This is a genomic window from Pseudoalteromonas aquimarina (genome assembly GCF_049257255.1).
Taxonomy (GTDB): domain Bacteria; phylum Pseudomonadota; class Gammaproteobacteria; order Enterobacterales; family Alteromonadaceae; genus Pseudoalteromonas.
In genome coordinates, this window is sequence record NZ_JBMMUG010000006.1 from 74,436 (window position 1) to 91,744 (window position 17,309).

At 40.4% G+C, this 17,309-nt stretch carries 13 protein-coding genes; 4 read left to right on the forward strand and 9 right to left on the reverse strand.

Annotated features, from left to right (window positions below):
- Positions 1–12 precede the first annotated feature (12 nt).
- Positions 13–1,692, reverse strand: a complete 1,680-nt coding sequence (locus AAEU29_RS15535; protein WP_421974171.1) for an alkaline phosphatase — start codon at positions 1,690–1,692, stop codon at positions 13–15.
- Between the two features lie 196 nt (positions 1,693–1,888).
- Here AAEU29_RS15535 and rdgB point away from each other — a divergent pair, with 196 nt between their 5' ends.
- The 3 genes from rdgB (at position 1,889) to AAEU29_RS15550 (ending at position 5,534) form a co-directional block, all read left to right on the forward strand.
- A complete protein-coding gene (rdgB, locus tag AAEU29_RS15540) occupies positions 1,889–2,488 on the forward strand; it encodes an RdgB/HAM1 family non-canonical purine NTP pyrophosphatase (RefSeq protein ID WP_421974172.1) in 600 nt (199 codons plus the stop codon).
- On the forward strand, positions 2,488–3,624 hold the full coding sequence (gene hemW / locus AAEU29_RS15545; protein ID WP_421974173.1) for a radical SAM family heme chaperone HemW: 1,137 nt from the start codon (positions 2,488–2,490) through the stop codon (positions 3,622–3,624). The genes rdgB and hemW overlap by 1 nt, the downstream gene beginning before the upstream one ends.
- 83 nt (positions 3,625–3,707) lie before the next feature.
- On the forward strand, positions 3,708–5,534 hold the full coding sequence (locus AAEU29_RS15550) for a DUF885 domain-containing protein (RefSeq protein WP_421974174.1): 1,827 nt from the start codon (positions 3,708–3,710) through the stop codon (positions 5,532–5,534).
- A gap of 104 nt (positions 5,535–5,638) precedes the next feature.
- On the opposite strand, the gene mdh is transcribed toward AAEU29_RS15550, so the two are convergent.
- Positions 5,639–6,577 (reverse strand): malate dehydrogenase, encoded by a 939-nt coding sequence (gene mdh, locus AAEU29_RS15555; protein ID WP_421974175.1) that lies wholly within the window; start codon positions 6,575–6,577, stop codon positions 5,639–5,641.
- A 287-nt stretch (positions 6,578–6,864) separates the two neighbouring features.
- Here mdh and argR point away from each other — a divergent pair, with 287 nt between their 5' ends.
- Positions 6,865–7,332 (forward strand): transcriptional regulator ArgR, encoded by a 468-nt coding sequence (gene argR / locus AAEU29_RS15560; RefSeq protein ID WP_274761597.1) that lies wholly within the window; start codon positions 6,865–6,867, stop codon positions 7,330–7,332.
- 55 nt (positions 7,333–7,387) lie between these two features.
- On the opposite strand, the gene AAEU29_RS15565 is transcribed toward argR, so the two are convergent.
- The 7 genes from AAEU29_RS15565 to lpdA all read right to left on the reverse strand — a co-directional run bounded on the left by AAEU29_RS15565 (position 7,388) and on the right by lpdA (position 17,090).
- Positions 7,388–8,299: a Dyp-type peroxidase gene (locus AAEU29_RS15565; protein WP_421974176.1), complete on the reverse strand. Its 912-nt coding sequence runs from the start codon at positions 8,297–8,299 to the stop codon at positions 7,388–7,390.
- A gap of 15 nt (positions 8,300–8,314) precedes the next feature.
- Positions 8,315–9,373 carry an ABC transporter ATP-binding protein gene (locus AAEU29_RS15570; protein WP_421974177.1) on the reverse strand — a complete coding sequence of 353 codons (1,059 nt, stop codon included), beginning with the start codon at positions 9,371–9,373 and terminating at the stop codon, positions 8,315–8,317.
- Entirely contained in the window at positions 9,366–11,012 is a 1,647-nt protein-coding gene (locus tag AAEU29_RS15575; RefSeq protein ID WP_421974178.1) for an ABC transporter permease, read from the reverse strand. Before AAEU29_RS15575 ends, AAEU29_RS15570 begins: the two co-directional genes overlap by 8 nt.
- Positions 11,012–12,013 (reverse strand): Fe(3+) ABC transporter substrate-binding protein, encoded by a 1,002-nt coding sequence (locus AAEU29_RS15580; RefSeq protein ID WP_421974179.1) that lies wholly within the window; start codon positions 12,011–12,013, stop codon positions 11,012–11,014. The genes AAEU29_RS15575 and AAEU29_RS15580 overlap by 1 nt, the downstream gene beginning before the upstream one ends.
- A 798-nt stretch (positions 12,014–12,811) precedes the next feature.
- A complete protein-coding gene (locus tag AAEU29_RS15585) occupies positions 12,812–13,483 on the reverse strand; it encodes a tRNA-uridine aminocarboxypropyltransferase (RefSeq protein ID WP_421974180.1) in 672 nt (223 codons plus the stop codon).
- A gap of 58 nt (positions 13,484–13,541) precedes the next feature.
- A complete protein-coding gene (locus tag AAEU29_RS15590; RefSeq protein WP_421974181.1) occupies positions 13,542–15,578 on the reverse strand; it encodes a TonB-dependent receptor plug domain-containing protein in 2,037 nt (678 codons plus the stop codon).
- Positions 15,579–15,665: 87 nt separating this feature from the next.
- Positions 15,666–17,090, reverse strand: a complete 1,425-nt coding sequence (gene lpdA / locus AAEU29_RS15595) for a dihydrolipoyl dehydrogenase (protein WP_237129875.1) — start codon at positions 17,088–17,090, stop codon at positions 15,666–15,668.
- Positions 17,091–17,309 lie beyond the last annotated feature (219 nt).

Sequence of the window (17,309 nt, forward strand, 5' to 3'; positions counted from 1 at the left end):
AATTAGCAATACTTACAAGCCAAGTGCTGCCATCATTTTCTGACCAATATCAACATGGTGCTGCATTGTTGAAAATTGCTTAGTTACACCTTCAGGACCAAATGCGTATACCGGCACTGGCGCAGCTGTATGCGTACCTGTACCCCACACCACATTTTGGTGATGCGCTAAAGCACGACCAATTTTTGCAGTGTGATCTTCGTCTGCATAAACATAAAACTCGTTAAAGTCTTCAAATTTAGGTGTTACGTCAGCACTTTGATAAGAATGACCTGGTGTGTAGTAAGGGTTATTTTCACGCTCACCTACTTTTTCAGCTTCTTGCAACGTTACCTTATAAGCACTGTAATTATTGATTGCAGTCATCCAATCATTGGCTGTTGCCGCATCAAAGTTCCAATCTGCATTTGCCATATCTAGCATGTCAAAGAATGTACCCGACTGCTTGTACAGCATTTCTAAATGGCTTAAATCACCAAAGTTAAAGTTTGGCTTATAGTCACGACCTTGCATACCGTCACCAGGCAGTGTTGTTGCCTCTGGCATATTGTAACGCGAGTAACTAAAACCAAAACTACCCGTTTCATGGTCAGCGGTAACAACTACTAATGTGTCATTACGGTCTTTCACCCATTCATGAACAGCTTCAACAGCTTCATCGAACTTAAGTAGCTCATGTAGCATCCAACCTGCATCATTAGCGTGACCTGCCCAGTCAATTTGACCACCTTCAATCATTAAGAAGAAGCCATCTTCATCTTTTGATAGCACATCCAATGCTTTCATTGTCATTTCTTTTAAAGAAGGCTGAGAGCAATTATCAGCTTCTTTACACGCAGAATATGCAATACCGTCTGCCATACCTGAGTTAGCGAATAAACCAAGTAGTTTTGTTGTTTCAGTTGCGTTTAGCTGCGCTTTATCAAATGCAAGCTCATAACCAAACTGCTCTTTCGCTTCAACAACAAGGTTGCGGTCATCACTACGCTTTGATTTTTTATAAACTGATTCTGGTGCGCCTAATGCCTTCATTACGTCACGATCTGCCGCATCTGTTTTAATATCTGATGGTAAAAATACACGAGCACCACCTGAAAGTAATACATCGACATTGCCACTTGCAATTAGCTCTTCAGCAATTTCAGGTTCTAATGAGCGGTGCGGTTGGTGCGCAGCAAATGCAGCGGGTGTAGCGTGAGTAATACGTGTATCAGATACTAAACCCGTTGCTTTACCTGCTTTTTTCGCTTTTTCTAAAATAGTCTCAACAATATTACCTTGTTCATCTAGACCAACCATTTCTGAACCGGCAGCAAGGCCTGTTGCCAATTGTGTTGCAGAACATGCTGAGTCAACAACTAGTTTGCCATTAGCACCGTGTGGGGCATTTAGAGATAATCCCATAACACCTTGATTAGCAAATTTCGAAAGCGCTGTTACACCATTTTTACTTTGGTATGTTGAGTTTGGTGCGCGGCGTGCATATTCTTCTAAAAGACCAACTTGTTGAGGACCCATGCCATCGCCAATCATTAAAATCACATTTTTTACTTCAGTGATTACGGCCGGTGGTACTTCAACCTCTTTAATCACTTCAACTTCTTTGATTACTTCAACAATTTCCTTGTCGTCTGAACCACAACCCGTCATGAATAAGCTAGCAATTGCTAGGGCGACACATGTTTTTTTCATTATTTTGTACCCATTTGAATTAAATTTTGCGATAGCCTACTCACCAATTGTTAAACTAAGATTTCATATTTATGGCATTTAGAATAATCACTCAGCACTTAACTCATTGAAAAGTAACTATATAACATTTCAAAAATCTACTAAGCATTCACTCTTTGCAATTGATATAATAAGCAAATAGTCACCCTATACAGATATGAATATGACATTTGAAAAAATTGTGTTGGCAACAGGCAACAAAGGTAAAGTAGCTGAACTTGCCGACAAACTTGCAAGCTTAAATATTGACGTTATTGCACAGTCAGAGTTTTATGTACCCGAAGTTGCAGAGACTGGCACAACCTTCATTGAAAACGCGATTATTAAAGCAAGGCATGCCGCAAAAGTAACTGGCCTACCAGCAATTGCTGATGATTCAGGTCTTGAAGTAGAAGCCCTAGGCGGTGCACCCGGTATTTATTCCGCACGTTTTGCCGGTGTTAATGCCAATGACTCCGACAATATCGACAAACTATTAGCCGAACTTGGTGACAACCCAAACCGCACTGCGCGTTTTTGGTGTGTACTAGTGCTTATGCGCCACGCTGATGACCCAACCCCTATTATTTGCCAAGGTGTATGGCAAGGAGAGATTTTAACTGAGCGTCAAGGCGAGCAAGGCTTTGGCTATGACCCTGTGTTTTTTAGTAAAGAAATGAACTGCAGCGCTGCAATGCTAGATAAAGCTACCAAAAATAGCTTAAGTCATCGTGGAAAAGCACTTAGTCTATTACTTGAACAATTAAAGGCGTTGTAATGAAACTGCCACCGCTTAGCCTTTACGTCCATATTCCTTGGTGTGTGCAAAAATGCCCCTACTGCGACTTTAATAGTCATGGTTTAAAATCGGATATTCCCGAATCTGCCTATGTACAGCACCTACTTGATGATTTAAAAACTGACTTAAGTTATGTGCAAGGGCGCAAGCTGACAAGTATTTTTATCGGTGGGGGCACTCCCAGTTTATTTACTGAACAAGCGATTTCAGATTTACTTACTGGCATCGAACGCCTTATCCCTTTTGCCAACAATATTGAAATTACCTTAGAAGCCAACCCTGGTACCGTAGAGGCCGAGCGATTTATTGGCTATCGTGCTGCTGGCGTAAACCGTATTTCAATTGGCGTGCAATCACTGCAGCAAGACAAACTGAAAAGCCTTGGTCGAATTCATGATGCTGATGAAGCTATTAACGCTGCCAAACTTGCTAAAACAATTGGTTTAAATAGTTTCAATATGGACTTAATGCACGGTTTGCCCGATCAATCCATTGATGATGCACTTAGTGATTTAAAGCAAGTGATTGCACTAAATCCTCCCCATATTTCTTGGTATCAACTCACCTTAGAGCCAAATACGCAATTTGCCTCGAAACCACCGGTGCTGCCAGAAGATGAAACTTTATGGCAAATTCAAGAGCAAGGTCATCAATTACTAAGCGATGCCGGTTACCAGCAATATGAAATATCAGGTTATGCCAAACCAGGGTTTCAATGTCAGCATAACTTGAATTATTGGCGCTTTGGCGACTATTTAGGTATTGGCTGTGGTGCTCATGGCAAAATAACCGACTTAGCCAGCAATCAAATTACTCGTACCGTAAAGGTTAAGCACCCTAAAGGTTATATGGATTTAACCCGCCCGTATCTGTTTGATAGTTGGCAAGTTGACGCTGACGAACTGCCTTTTGAATATTTTATGAATCGTCTGCGTTTGCAAGAGGCATTCAATATCAATGAATTTGTTGAGTTAACAGGCTTGCCTATTGAGCAGGTGCGTTCTAATTTAAATCAAGCAATAAATGCAGGATTAATGCAACAAAACGACAATATCTGGCAAGTTACCGCAAAAGGTCACCGCTTTTTAAATGACTTGTTACAATTATTTGTGTAACGTCGTTGCAGCGACCCATGCAAAACAGTAACGTTTGTTTAATCACTTCGTTATAAACTTCATAACTATAAAGGTAAAACACAATGCTTAAGCGCTCATTAATTGCAGCAGCAATCAGCTCTGTTTTTTTAGTTGGTTGTCAATCACCAGCAACAACACAAGATACAACTGCTGAAGTAGTTAAACAACAATCTGAAAGTGAACGTGCTAACGCGTTCTTTGAAGAAGTATTTATGCGTGGTGTAATGCGCAGCCCAGTTTATCAAACCTATATGGGCATCAAAAAAGACTACGATAAATGGGATGATGGCTCTGAAGCACGTGCACTAGAAAATTTAGCCCTTGCTAAGCAAGACCTTATCACGCTTCGTGCATTTGACCGCAGCAAACTAGATGCGACAACACAAGTAAGCTACGACCTAATGGAACAAGGCTTAGAGCAAACTATTAGCGACTTTAAGTGGCGCCATCACACCTACCCTGTTAATCAAATGTACGGCACACATTCGATGATCCCGGCATTTTTAATTAACCAACATCAAATTACCGATGTATCTGATGCTAAAGCGTATATTTCACGTTTAAATGGTGTGCCAACGGTATTTACACAGCTTGAAAAAGACTTAGAAACACGTGCTGAAAAAGGCATTATTGCACCTAAGTTTGTATTCCCACATGTAATTGACTCAAGCAAAAACATCTTAAAAGGCGCACCATTTACCACAGGTGAAGACTCAACTTTACTTGCTGACTTTAAACGTAAAGTGGCAAAGCTTGAAATCGCACAAGATGAAAAAGATGCACTTGTTACAGATGCGACAAAAGCACTTAAAGCATCTGTAGGCCCTGCTTATGAATCGCTGATTAGCTATTTAATTGGTTTAGAATCTCGCGCAGATAATCGCGATGGTGCATGGAAGTTCCCAGAAGGCGAAGCTTACTACAACAACGCATTAGCGCGCACAACAACCACTGAATTAACAGCTAAAGAGATCCATGCAATTGGTTTATCTGAAGTTGCACGTATTCATGATGAAATGCGTGAAATTAAAGATAAAGTTGGCTTTAAAGGCGACTTAAAAGCATTCATGGAATTCATGAAAACGGATAAGCAGTTCTACTTGCCAAACACTGAAGAAGGTAAAGCAAAGTACCTTGCTGATGCTACAGCGATGATCGACAACATGAAGTCGCGTCTTGATGAGTTATTTATCGTTAAGCCAAAAGCAGACATGATTGTTAAACGTGTAGAAGCATTCCGTGAAAAAGCAGCGGGTAAAGCATTTTATCAACAACCTGCACCAGATGGTTCGCGCCCTGGTATTTACTATGCCAACCTATACGATATGGAAGCGATGCCAACTTACCAAATGGAAGCACTTGCTTACCATGAAGGTATTCCAGGTCACCATATGCAAATTGCTATCGCACAAGAATTAGAAGGCATTCCTAAGTTCCGTAAATTTGGCGGTTACACAGCATACGTTGAAGGCTGGGGCTTATACTCAGAGTTAGTACCAAAAGAAATGGGCTTGTATGAAGACCCTTATTCAGATTTTGGTCGTCTTGCGATGGAATTATGGCGTGCATGTCGTTTAGTTGTGGATACAGGTATTCACGCAATGAAATGGACACGCCAACAAGGTATCGACTACTACGTAAATAATACGCCAAATGCAACATCAGACGGCGTTAAAATGGTAGAACGTCACATTGTAATGCCTTCACAAGCAACGGCATACAAAATCGGTATGATCAAGATTGTTGAACTACGTGAAAACGCGAAGAAACAGCTTGGCGAAAAGTTCGATATTCGTGAATTCCACGATGTTGTGCTTAAGAGTGGTCCAGTACCACTTAACACTCTTGAAGGCTTTGTAAACGAGTGGGTAGCAAGCAAACAAGGTTAATAAGCGATAAAAATAAAAGGCGTATAAAACGCCTTTTATTTGTTATCAATTAAGATACAAAAAAGGCCGCAATTGCGGCCTTTTTTAATCTTTTCTCAACGCGATTAACCGTTGATGAAGTCGATACCTTCTTGAATGTCTTTGTTAAGCGTTTCAAGCATGTCGTTCTTCGCTTTCTCTTCGAATGCGCTAAGCTCACCGTAAGAAAGAATTTCTTCAACACCGTTTTTACCTAAACGTACTGGGTGTGCGAAGTAAGCAGCATCACCCCCTTCAACAGCAACGTATGCGTAATCGATAACACCTTCTTCACCTTGTAAGCCTTTAACTAAAGACTGAGTGAAACGTGCAGCTGCTGCACCCATTGAAAGTGTTGCTGAACCGCCACCCGCTTTTGCGTTAACAACTTCAGTACCTGCGTTTTGAATACGTGGAGTAAGTGCTTCAACTTCTTCTGCTGTAAACTCAACACCTTCAACTTGTGAAAGAAGTGGAAGAATAGTTGTACCTGAGTGGCCACCGATTACTGGCACTTTAACTGTTGCAACGTCTACGCCTTTAAGTTCAGCAATGAACGCTTCTGAACGGATAACGTCTAGTGTCGTTACACCGAATACACGGTTAGCTTCGTAAGTACCTGCTTTTTTGAATACTTCAGCAACGATTGGTACAGTGCCGTTTACAGGGTTAGTGATAACACCTACAAGCGCCTTAGGACAGTTTTTAACAATGCCTTCAGCAAGAGTTTTAATAATGCTTGCATTAACATTGAATAAGTCAGCACGGTCCATACCTGGCTTACGAGGCATACCCGCTGGAATGATTACGATATCAGCATCAACTAACGCTGCGTCTAAATCGTCTTTACCAAAACCTTCAACTTTAACTGCAGTTGGGATATGTGATAGGTCAACAGCAACACCTGGAACAACTGGTGCAACATCGTATAACGATAGTTCAGAACCAGCTGGTAATTGTGTTTTAAGTAATAAAGAAAGGGCCTGGCCGATACCACCAGCTGCGCCTAAAACTGCAACTTTCATGTGAATTCTCCGTGATTAGAGGTAGGTATTTAAAAAAGTGCCATAAAGATAATGAAAAGTGCGCATAAAAACAAATAAAACAGCCATTTTTTATATAAATAGCGACCATAGTTGTAAACTTTATACGGCCCGATTAGTTGACAACGCTATCAATTAAAAAAATCCGGTTTTTCTTGAGATTTATTCAACCCTAATTAAATTAAGATTACGATTTTATTAATGCAATTCACCTTAACTTGTGTAGAATTTAGCATAACGTCCATCAATTGGTTAAACAGCCCGTTCACATGCAAATACAAGACAAACAAGAAGCGCTGGTTAAAGCGTTCAAAGCCCTTTTAAAAGAAGAAAATTTTGGTTCACAAGGTGAAATTGTTGATGCCTTAAAAGACATGGGTTTTGACAATATTAGTCAGAGTAAAGTGTCTCGCATGTTGAGCAAATTTGGAGCTGTGCGCACTCGTAATGCTAAGCAAGAGATGGTGTATTGTTTACCTGCTGAAATGGGCGTACCAACCGCGAAAAGCCCTCTACGCCAACTGGTAATCGATATTATGCATAATGAAATGATGATCATCATTCGTACCAGCCCAGGTGCGGCGCAGCTTATTGCCCGTTTACTTGATTCACTCGGTAAAGCAGACGGCGTACTTGGCACTATTGCAGGTGATGACACTATTTTTATCGCACCAGCGAAAATATCAGAAATTGACGTTACGCTTGAGAAAGTTAAAAACTTATTTGAAACGGTATAACAGTCAATTAAGAGAGTTTTGTAAAACAAAACTCTCAAACCCCACTTTGTTATACCTACCGCGCTAACTCTCTTAACATATTCACCGAAGGTGCAAAAAACGCCGCGCCAAAATCACTTTTAGCAAACTCCAGCCACATATCAGGACCATTATCATCAATGTAGCCTAATCGATGCTTTAATAGCGTTTGAAAGGCGTAACCGTTATTAGCGCAACTAATAAATAAAAACCCTTGCTGGTTAATATCAGCAAACGGCATACCTTGATTTAAAAACAGCGCATTGCCATGCTCGTCATAAAGCTCTGTACGTTCACTGTGGCTGTTTTCAGGGGCACAACTCACCTTTTGATTAGCACTTGCAGTACGTCCCATTACCACTTCTTGCTCTGCTTTAGAAATTTCTTGCCACGCTTTTAAATCGTATCGATAACGCTGCACATGAATATAACTTCCTGCAGCAAACGCTAAATCTTCATCACCTACCAGCGCCACGGTTTGTTTTTTACGGCCATGGGGATTAGCAATACCATAAATAAAACCATTTAAGTCACGACCATCTAAGTAATGAAAACACTTAACTTGCTCAATCAGTTCAATATCGCCACTGAGTAGCTCAATCACTTCCATTACAAATAGATGCACTACATCAAGGCGGTCAGCACGAATTTGGATCATTAAATCAATCGGCCTTGATGGCGTGGCGTGTTCAAGGTGTTCAAATTGGGGAAAGCCAGCGAGCGTTTTAGGCATTTTACTCGGGTAAATATGCGGCCAAAATTGCGAGCCTATTGCTACAACACATGAAACAAGTGCTTCAGAAAACTCATGATCAAAGCGTTCTTGAATATCAAGAATACGTGCGAGTTTGCCTGAAATACTGAGTTCTTGCCCATCTAATACATTTAAAAACAGATGAACACCATGCAAGTTAGCTTCAGCACAAACTCCTGATTGCGCTTGTGGCATACTTAGCTTCCTATTTTAATTTTTATTAGTATAGGCGAAATAATTAACTAAATGTGGCTTAACATCAATAGCTAATCGTTGACCAGGCTGATAACTTTGATGTTCCGCACACGGTACCTCAAGCTCTTGCTGATCTAATTTCACACGGCACAAGTAGCGATTGCCTACAAAACGGCTAGCAACAAATTCGCCCTGCCCTTGGTCATCGGCACTAAGAGATAGGTACTGAGGTTTTAAATAAATACAGCCTTTACCTGAAACAGGCCCCTGCCCGTTCATCACAGGCTCCAGTGAATTAATAGTACCGAAATTGGTATTAAACTCCGTGCCCGACTGTGCATCAGCGTCAATAAAAATACCTGCACTTAAGAAGGCCGCTACGCCTTTGGTTGCAGGTTTTCGATAAAGTGCCTCTGGCGTGCCTAATTGAGCAATTTTACCTTCTTCCATAATTGCTAATTTATCAGCAAAAGCGAAGGCTTCTTCTTTGGAATGGGTAACGAAAATAGCAGAGACTTGCTGATCTTTAATGATACGGCGAATATCATCAATTAATTGAAAGCGAACTTGATGGTCAATATTTGAAAATGGCTCATCGAGTAATAACAAACTTGGCTTGTATGCAAGAGCGCGGGCAATCGCAACGCGCTGCTGCTGACCACCAGATAGTTGATGCGGGTAACGCTCTGCAAATTCATCCAGTTTAATTAACGAAAGCATCTCTTTAACACGTTCTTTTCGAACGGCAGCACTTTCTTGATGAAGGCCAAAGGCAATATTTTGCTCAACAGTTAAGTGCGGAAACAGCGCATAATCTTGAAACATCATACCAATATTGCGCTTTTGTGGAGGCACATACAGCCCTTCAGCATTAACCGCAACTTGTGCAATTGAAATATCCCCTTTGCTAGGTTTTAAAAGCCCAGCAATAGCTTTAAGTGTGGTTGTTTTACCGCAACCACTAGCACCCAGTAAGCACACAATTTCATTGTCTTTCACCTGCAATGACAAATCCTTCAAAATAGGTTTGCCATTGTAGCTATATTCCAAATTGTTAATCGACAAATTACTCATGAGACGCTTTGGTTTCCATTGTGTTATTAACTAAATATAAAGGGATTAACCCAACTAAAACAATAAATAATGCCGACACTGAGGCCAACTCTAATTGTTCGTCACTGACATATTGATAGACGTAAGTTGCCAGTGTTTCAAAGTCAAATGGGCGAAGTAACAGTGCCGCTGGCAACTCTTTCATGCATTCGATAAATACGATTAAGCCCGCAGTTAACATCCCTCGTTTAAGCAGCGGTAAGTGTACAAGTCTTAATGTTTTTCCTTCACTGACCCCCATCGAGTGGCTCGCCATATCAAGCGATGGCGAAATGCGCGCATAACTCGATTCTATTGCACCTTGTGAGATTGCGTAAAAACGCACAACATAGGCAAACATGAGCGCAAACAGCGTACCACTGAAAATTAAACCTGGCTCTTCAAACCACCCCGTTGACTCAGCAAATATATTTAATTTTTCATCAAACACAGTAAGCGGTAACAACACGGCAATGGCAAGTACTGTGCCGGGTAATGCATAGCCTGTACTCGAAATTTTACCTGGGAATACTGCCCAACGAGAATTTGAAATGCGCTGATAAAAATTAATAAGTACACTTAAGGCAACGCAAATTACACTGACAATTAGCGCTATTTTAAGGCTTTGCCATGCATACAAAAATGCATCACTATTCCATGCTTGGCTAAAGTAACTCACAGCATAATTAGCGAGAATTAAGATAGGTAACAAAAATCCAGCAAATAAAACTAAACAACAATAAAGTGTTGCAGCCCAAGCCGATGTGCCTGAAAGGTAATATAATGGCCCAGTATTTTCACTTGCAGAACGCTCAAAGACAGCTTGATTACGACGACTAAACTTTTCTACGCCAATTACAACAAATAAAAACAGTAACATTATGCCAGAAATTTTAGCCGCAGCGGTTAATGAGTAGTAACCAAGCCAAGTATCGTAAACGGCTGTTGTGAGGGTGCTTACAGCAAAATAATTAACGGTCGCAAAATCAGCCATAGTTTCCATACTGATTAAAGCGAGCGCAGCCGCTATAGCCCCTCGACCAAGCGGTATAGACACCTTAAAAAAGCTCTTTACGGGCGAATAACCCATCACCTGGCTAGCTTGCACAAGTTTATATGATTGTTCTTTTAACGCGGTTTTAAAGATTAGAAAGAGATATGGGTATAACACCAACGCAATCATCACCATTGCACCGCCCAGTGTGCGAATATCGAAAAACCAATAATCGTCTGGTGATTGCCAGCCAAATACCGCACGCAGCCATGATTGCACAGGGCCTGCATAATCAAATAAATCAGTATAAACGTAGGCAATAATGTAGGTAGGCATAGCTAGTGGCAACATCAGCGCCCATTCGAAATGCTTTTTACCCGGAAAATCACTATAGGCACAAAGCCACGCAAGCGGCAGTGCAATTATGCTACTGAGCAGACAAACGCCAAAAATAAGCACCACGGTATTGTAGGTATAGTCCCACAAAACGGTCTGTTTTAAATGCTCAAATACCTCGGTATCAGGTTGAAACGATTCAAAAATCAGGAACAATAACGGAAGCGACAGGCAAAAGCCTGTCGCATAAGCAATTAACTGCCATTTAGACAGTGAGAAGTTAAAGCGCATTAAAGATCAAATTTTACCTCGTCGATCAGCTTCAATGCCAATGGACGGTATTCACTTACCTTTGTTAATGGCAGCGCATCTTCCTTAAATTTGCCCCAAGACGCCACTAACTCAGAAACTTCAACATCCGGTTTTACCGGATATTCCATATTCACAGAAGCATACATATTCTGAGCTTTATTGTCAGTCATAAATTCGATTAATTTTAACGCGTTAGCCGTGTTTTTACCGTGTTTGGTTAAAACCGCACCAGAAACGTTAATATGTGAACCGCGATTCGTCTGATTCGGGAAGTTAATGTATACAGATTCAGCCCATGGCACCTGTTTTGGGTCATTCAGCATTTTGCCAAAATAGTAGCTGTTACCTAGTGCAATATCACAAAGACCTTCTTTAACGGCTTTTACTTGTGCGCGGTCATTACCTTGTGGCTTACGTGCTAAGTTAGCTTTTAACCCTTTTAGCCATTCACGCGCCTCGGCTTCGCCGTGGTGAGCGATCATAGAAGCTACCAGCCCTAAGTTATAAGGGTGCTTACCTGAGCGCATGCAGATTTTGCCTTTGTATTCTGGTTTTGCTAAGTCTTCGTATGTTAGAGAGTCCAGCTTGCCCACACGGTCTTTAGACGAGTAAACATTGCGAACACGTTTAGTTAACGCAACCCAGCTGCCTTCATCATCTCTAAATTGTGCTGGAACATTCTTTTCAACAACGTTACTTTCAATTGGTTGCACTAAGCCTTCATCTTCTAATTGCAGTAACGCACTAAAGTTAGATGTAAGGACCATATCAGCTTTAGTGTACTTACCCTCTTTTTTAAGCTTTTCAATTAAGCCTTTTTTGGCAAATACAACTTTGGTTTCAATACCGGTTTGTTTTGTGAACTCTTGTAGTATCGGCTCAATTAAAAAACCCTGACGATACGAGTAAATATTAACAACATCTTTTGCTGCAACTTCACCAGCTGCAAGTAACGCGAGTAATGCGATTGCTTTTTTCATATTGAAGAACCATAAATAAGAAGTATTATCACTTGAATTGTATCTATCTGATGTTGAATGTACAGTAATAAATTGAGCTGATTTAAAATTAGGTCAATTAACTAAAACAAAATACCAAAAACGACATCGCCTAATTTTTTCGTGAGATATATCTCACAGAACTCTCATCCTTTTCTCAAAAACATCTCTGCACCACCCCACACAAAAACACCAAGCGTTTGTTTTATATAGATTAAACCTCTAAATTCAGTGTATTTCAGTAATAAAACAAATTCCTTAAGTGATTTATCTAGTTTTCTTCAACAACGAATTCTCTAAAATTAACACTGTCAAAAGGAAATGGACTGAATTGACCTTACTTAGGATTAGTAAGCGGCAGGAGCTGGTAGGATTTACTAGATGGAATTTGGGCTAGGATGCCAAGGGAATTGATGGTTTACAGGATGTGAACCTTAAAAGGATTTTCTTACAGGACTGTAATTTGGATTGATGGACTGAGCAAGGAATTAGCTCATTGACGAGTCACGTCAAAATAAGGATATCAAGGATTGCAATTATACAAACAACGCATATTTGCATAGCAGGATGCTAAAAAGATTCCGTTAAGGCGCAGCTTCAAGCTGCGCTTTTTATTTGCCTAAAATTTATCTCACAAAAACTCAACAAGCTGATGTTGCTAATTTAAGGCATTACTTAACTCACTTCCCTTTTAAGAAATTACTCATTTCTAAAATCAGCAAAATAACATGCTAGGTTCTGCAATGGCCCAAGTTTATCACGCAAGTTTTAATCGTGTTATTACGGCACTAATTTACTGCGCTTACCTTTTAAATACGCATTTCTAAAATCTATAAAATGACGCTCTAGTTTTTGTGATGCATCAAGCTCACCTGCAAGCTCTAACACCATTATTGCAACCTCAGCAGTACCAAGTTGATGTTCAAAGGCAGCAACACGCAAATGATATTCTGAAAGCTTTTCAGGGCTTATAGATAATATTGGGAAACCGTCAAGATAAGGACTCTTTCGGATCATTTTCTTGGCTTCACGCCAAGTACCATCAAGAAAAACAAATAATGGCTTTTTGCCTGCGACTCGTTCAACCTGTTTTACAACCCGCTCGGCAGGCATATTTTCTTCAGGAAAAACAATAAAAGGCTGGTAAATATCACTTTGTAATAAACTTAAAAGTGCATCGTCCGGTTCGGTTCTATCCCAGCGAAACGCATAGTTTTCTGGCACAATATCCGCAATTAAACGGCCGGTATTTGATGGCTTGAAACTCTCATTGTGATACATCAACAAACAAACAGCTGCATCGCAATTTGCCTTTTCAATACCATGGCAAATACATAAGGTTTCAGATAACAAACAATGCTCACAACGCGATAATTTTGAACCACGCGCCTTATATTCACGCTTCGCTGCGGCAATTTGTTTCTGTCTTAAAGCTAAAACGGAGTTATTCAAACCAATACCATTGAAAATAAAAAGCGGCAGTCTATAGGCAATTTCAATTAAACTCTAGTTAAAAGTTAAAATTGAAATTCACAGAAAAAGATCTTTGCATCATAGGTATTTTAGCTACCCCCGACACAGGATAAAATGTTTCTTCATCAAGTAAATTAGTCGCCTTAAATGTGATAGAACTATCACTGCTTAACTGCGCCTTTAATGCATAATCTAATTGTGCGTTGTTGAATTCACTGTGTTCATAATCCGACTGGTTACGATAAATAATTACAGAATTAAATACACCCAAAGACCAATTTGCATTAATTTGCCATGTCCTTTTTGGTAAATCCTGAATTATTTCCTGCGGCGTATCTGAAGAAAATAATTGAGTCGCGTACGCTGAAAGTAAGACGTTTTCAAATAGATGATAGGAAAAATTCAACTCCACACCATTTACTCTTAACTCATCGGAACGATTACTAAATAAATTCCGCCTAACTATCTCCCCCTCAGTATTTTGATATTCAACTGGCTTCCCGTCTAACGCTTTCTCAGTTAAGTTTGAAAATAGGTTCGCACCTACTTGCCATGTATCTTGCTGATAATTGAGAGCAAGCTCAATTGAGCTAAATTCTTCGGGAGATAAACTTGCTGAAATCTCTGATAGCACCCCCTCAACATCGAATGCTTGCGCTGCTACAAAGCTACGGGTCTCATCATTTAATAAATACTCTTTTAGTCCCGGCGCACGCAATGCCGTGTTGTAGAGTAGTTTGCTTGTTAATCGCTCAGAAATAGACCACACCCAACTTGCCCGTGGTGAAAACACCGCAAAGCTATCTTCTTTGTATTCGCCACTGTCGTATCGCCCACCCAGTGTAAAATAATTGTTTTTCAGTGCTTTAAGCGTAAATTGATACTGCGCTAAATAACTTAAGAGTTTTACATCATCGGAGGCTTCTCGCGCTTTCTTAAATGCACTCTCATCTACATTTGAAAGGGCGATATTTGAGGCAAAATAGCCACCTCTATCAACTCGCCAATCCGAGTTAACTCCAACAATTAAGTTATCACTATTATTGATTTGCCAATTAAGATTTAACTCCACCTTTTTTGATTTAACATCAACATGATACTGATCAAATGTATCTGAACTGCCCGCAATTTTTTGTGCTCGACTGAGATTGACAGCCAAACCAGATTCCAGCGATTTATTTTCACTATAATTCAGGTCCAGATTTAATTGCTCATTAATTGGCAGTACCCATTGTAAGTAGTTGACTTGAGTGCGCCATTTAATTTGGTTCTCAGGAACAGAATAATCATTTTGCCAATGTTCGCCTAAACCAGAATCTCTTGCTAACCTTATGAATGCATAACGTAATTTTCCAATTTTTTCATCATTCACCTGATGACGAAAATAAACCATACTGGCTGATTGCTCATCATAATAACGCTGTAATTCAGAAAAGTTAGGCCCGACATATTGTTCTGACGATTCTTTATGAGAGCGACTAACGGTGATACTTGATTGCCCTAATTTGGAATCTGTTGCTGCCTGAAACCCTGCTAAAACGCCATCTTGGCTATCATGGCGTAACAGCACATCTACTGAGTTACTTTTGGGCTTAGAGACTAGCGATACAACACCGTAAAACGCACCATCTCCGTATAATGAGGATGCAGGCCCTGTGAGCATTTCAACTTGGTCAACAAAGAAAAGTGGCAGCTCATATTCTATAGGCGCCTTATTTGCTCTAGCATGATTAATCTCAATGCCATCCAATAGCATTAAGTGCTTATTATTTTCAAAACTTCCTGCTTTTTGCCCGCGCGTAGTGAGTATTCGCTCGCCATATAAACTATAAGTAGAATAACTAGGTGAAATATCAGCTAGCTCAGCAATTGTTGGTACAGCTAATGCGCTGATGTCTTGCTGGTTAAACACATTAACAGTGCCTGGAGCCAAATAGAGAGGTGTTTCAGTTTTTGTTGCGGATGTAACTTTAACAACTAATAGCTCATCGATACTTAAATCATATAAATCAATTTCATCCCCATGCGCTACAGAACAAAAAAGTAGTAACGATAAACCAGATATGCCTCGCATACTAATACCCGAATTAAGCGCTTTTAGTTAATTATAGACAATAAAAAACCCAGCACAGTGGCTGGGTTTTTCTAAAGAAGAATTAGATTACTTCTTTTTAACTGCTTTTTTGTTTGGAAGGTCAGTGATTGAACCTTCGAAAATTTCAGCAGCAAGACCGATTGACTCGTTCAGTGTTGGGTGAGCGTGAATTGTTAACGCTAGGTCTTCACCATCTGCGCCCATTTCAACCGCTAGGCCGATTTCACCAAGCATTTCACCTGCGTTGATACCAACCATTGCACCACCGATAACGCGACCTGAGTCTTTATCGAAGATAAGTTTAGTTGAACCTTCAGTACGTGCTGAAGCGATTGCACGGCCAGATGCAGCCCACGGGAATACCGCAGTTTCAATGTTAAGGCCTTGCTCTTTTGCTTCTTTCTCAGTTACACCAACCCATGCGATTTCTGGATCTGTGTATGCGATTGAAGGAATACACTTAGGATCGAAGTAATGCTTCTTACCAGAGATAACTTCAGCAGCAACGTGTGCTTCGTGAACAGCTTTGTGTGCAAGCATTGGTTGACCAACGATATCACCAATCGCGAAGATGTGGTTTACGTTTGTCTTCATTTGCTTGTCAGTGTTGATAAAGCCACGCTCATCAACTGCAACGCCTGCTTTTTCAGCGTCAAGTAGTTTACCGTTCGGTGTACGGCCAACAGCAACAAGTACTTTGTCGTAACGAACAGCTTCAGCTGGTGCGTTTTTACCTTCAAATGAAACGTATAGACCGTCTTCTTTCGCTTCAACAGCAACCACTTTCGTAGAAAGCATGACGTTGAACTTGTTCTTAACGTACTTTTGGTAAATCTTGATAACGTCTTTATCAGCTGCTGGTACTAGTTGGTCAGCAAATTCAACAACGTCGATTTGTGAACCTAGTGCACGGTAAACAGTACCCATCTCAAGACCGATGATACCACCACCAAGTACTAATAACTTTTCAGGAACATCTTTAAGTTCAAGCGCGCCTGTTGAGTCAATTACACGATCATCTTCTGGGATGAAAGGTAAGTTAACTGGCTGAGAGCCTGCAGCAATAATTGCGTTGTCAAAAGTAACAGTAGTAGTACCGTTTTCGCCTTCAACAGCAATTGTGTTAGAGCCTGTGAATTTGCCGTAACCGTTAACTACGTTAACTTTACGCATTTTCGCCATACCGTCTAGGCCGCCAGTAAGTTGACCAATTACAGACTCTTTCCATGAACGGATTTTGTCTAGGTCGATTTGAGGAGCACCGAAAGTAACACCGTGAGACGCCATTTCAGCTGCGTCATCAATAACTTTAGCTACGTGTAAAAGTGCTTTTGAAGGAATACAACCTACGTTTAAGCACACACCACCTAAAGTATTGCGTGATTCGATTAATGTTACATCTAAACCTAAATCAGCAGCACGGAATGCTGCAGAGTAACCACCAGGACCACCGCCTAGTACAACAACTTGAGTTTTGATTTCGTTGCTCATGTTATTACCTTAACTGTTATTCGAACGGGATAATACGAGAATTGTATCACCCAAACTCCTGCCTATTTATCTCAATTAACAAGACTTTGGGCAGATAAATTAATATTGCGCGAAATTCTAGCATTGCCGTTTACATATGTCGTGCAATTTTCAAGAGATTTCGTTCAATTAATACTATTTGCTATAAACAAAACGCATAACCGAAGTTATGCGTTTAAG

Excerpts from the sequence above, each read along its gene's own strand:
- AAEU29_RS15535 (WP_421974171.1), bottom strand. The coding sequence starts at position 1,692 with ATGAAAAAAACATGTGTCGCCCTAGCAATTGCTAGCTTATTCATGACG.
- rdgB (WP_421974172.1), top strand. The coding sequence starts at position 1,889 with ATGAATATGACATTTGAAAAAATTGTGTTGGCAACAGGCAACAAAGGT.
- hemW (WP_421974173.1), top strand. The coding sequence starts at position 2,488 with ATGAAACTGCCACCGCTTAGCCTTTACGTCCATATTCCTTGGTGTGTG.
- AAEU29_RS15550 (WP_421974174.1), top strand. The coding sequence starts at position 3,708 with ATGCTTAAGCGCTCATTAATTGCAGCAGCAATCAGCTCTGTTTTTTTA.
- mdh (WP_421974175.1), bottom strand. The coding sequence starts at position 6,577 with ATGAAAGTTGCAGTTTTAGGCGCAGCTGGTGGTATCGGCCAGGCCCTT.
- argR (WP_274761597.1), top strand. The coding sequence starts at position 6,865 with ATGCAAATACAAGACAAACAAGAAGCGCTGGTTAAAGCGTTCAAAGCC.
- AAEU29_RS15565 (WP_421974176.1), bottom strand. The coding sequence starts at position 8,299 with ATGCCACAAGCGCAATCAGGAGTTTGTGCTGAAGCTAACTTGCATGGT.
- AAEU29_RS15570 (WP_421974177.1), bottom strand. The coding sequence starts at position 9,373 with ATGAGTAATTTGTCGATTAACAATTTGGAATATAGCTACAATGGCAAA.
- AAEU29_RS15575 (WP_421974178.1), bottom strand. The coding sequence starts at position 11,012 with ATGCGCTTTAACTTCTCACTGTCTAAATGGCAGTTAATTGCTTATGCG.
- AAEU29_RS15580 (WP_421974179.1), bottom strand. The coding sequence starts at position 12,013 with ATGAAAAAAGCAATCGCATTACTCGCGTTACTTGCAGCTGGTGAAGTT.
- AAEU29_RS15590 (WP_421974181.1), bottom strand. The coding sequence starts at position 15,578 with ATGCGAGGCATATCTGGTTTATCGTTACTACTTTTTTGTTCTGTAGCG.
- lpdA (WP_237129875.1), bottom strand. The coding sequence starts at position 17,090 with ATGAGCAACGAAATCAAAACTCAAGTTGTTGTACTAGGCGGTGGTCCT.